1 protein-coding gene is annotated in these 1137 nt (G+C 69.0%); it reads right to left on the bottom strand.

Going from position 1 to position 1137, the window contains the following annotated elements; all coding sequences use genetic code 11:
• Positions 1 to 1137: hypothetical protein (locus I71_RS10605; RefSeq protein ID WP_042694714.1), on the bottom strand; the 1137-nt coding region annotated here is incomplete at both ends.

The raw sequence follows: 1137 nt of genomic DNA, 5'->3' as shown, positions 1-1137 counted from the left end.
GTGACGGTCGGGGTGTAGGTCCGGGTCAGGCTGTCCGTGCCGCCCATCACCGTCACCCTGACGGTGATGGTGAAGTCGTCGGCCCGGTTTTCCGGAACGGTGAGCCGCAGGTTGCCGAGCTTGGTCGGATCGACAGTCCAGCTGCCGTCATGGTTGTCGGTCAGCGCGCCGGCATCGCTGCTGCTCAGCGTCGCCCAGGATGGCAGGCCGGAGATGACGATGGAGGAGATCCGCTCCGAATGGTCGATGTCGCTGGTCAGCGCCGAGATGGACAGCGGGATGCCGCCGACGGCGTCCTCCAGGGCGTGAGCGCTGATGGAGACGATCGGCTCGTCGGCCTTGGGATCGACGGTGACGGTCAGGTCACGGGTGTCCTTCAGCATCCCGCCGGAGGTGACGCCGTTGACCGTGACGATCGGCGCGCCGTTGCTGTCGGTGGTGATGACGTCCACCTTCAGCGTGACGGTGCCGGCGAAGTCCTGCTTCGTCGTCAGGGTCAGTTCGTTGCGGTACTGGGCATCGACCGACCAGCGGCCGTTGCCGAGATAGACCAGCCCGCTGTCATGCCCCGCCCCCAGCGACAGCCAGGAGCCGGACGGCAGGTTGCTGATGACCAGGGACAGGCGCTCCGACCCGTCATTGTCGGTCATCACCAGATCGCCGAGCCGCAGATTGATCGCGGTATCCTCGTCGCCGCGGGCGCTCAACGCACCGCTGGGCGTCACCACGTCGGCCACGCCCTGCACCTCGACATGCACGGTCACCGGCGCCGCGTCCGCGACGGAGCCGTTGGAGCCTTCCGTCGCCCGCGCGGTGAAGGTCAGGTTGAAGCCGGTGTTGGAATTCTCCGGCGGGGTGATGGTCAGGCCGGTCAGGTCGGCCTGGGTCAGCACCCATTTGCCGAGGCCCGCATCGTAATGGCCGTGGTTCAGCGTCGCGCCGGCCGGCACGCCGCCGACCAGGATGCTGAGGCTTTCGGATCCGTCGCGGTCGGTCAGGGCGGCGACCACCGACAGCGGGATCGGCGTGTCCTCGCGCCCCACCGCGTCGGAGGCCGACAGCACCGGCGTGTCGGCGACGGCGGTCACGGTCACGACCAGCGGCTGCTGCGCCGAGGTGGCGGTGGTCGCGCCCTCG

Source organism: Azospirillum sp. B506 (assembly GCF_000333595.1).
Taxonomy (GTDB): domain Bacteria; phylum Pseudomonadota; class Alphaproteobacteria; order Azospirillales; family Azospirillaceae; genus Azospirillum.
The sequence above is the reverse complement of the archived record's forward strand: the minus strand, read 5'-3'. Positions and strand labels throughout refer to the sequence as shown.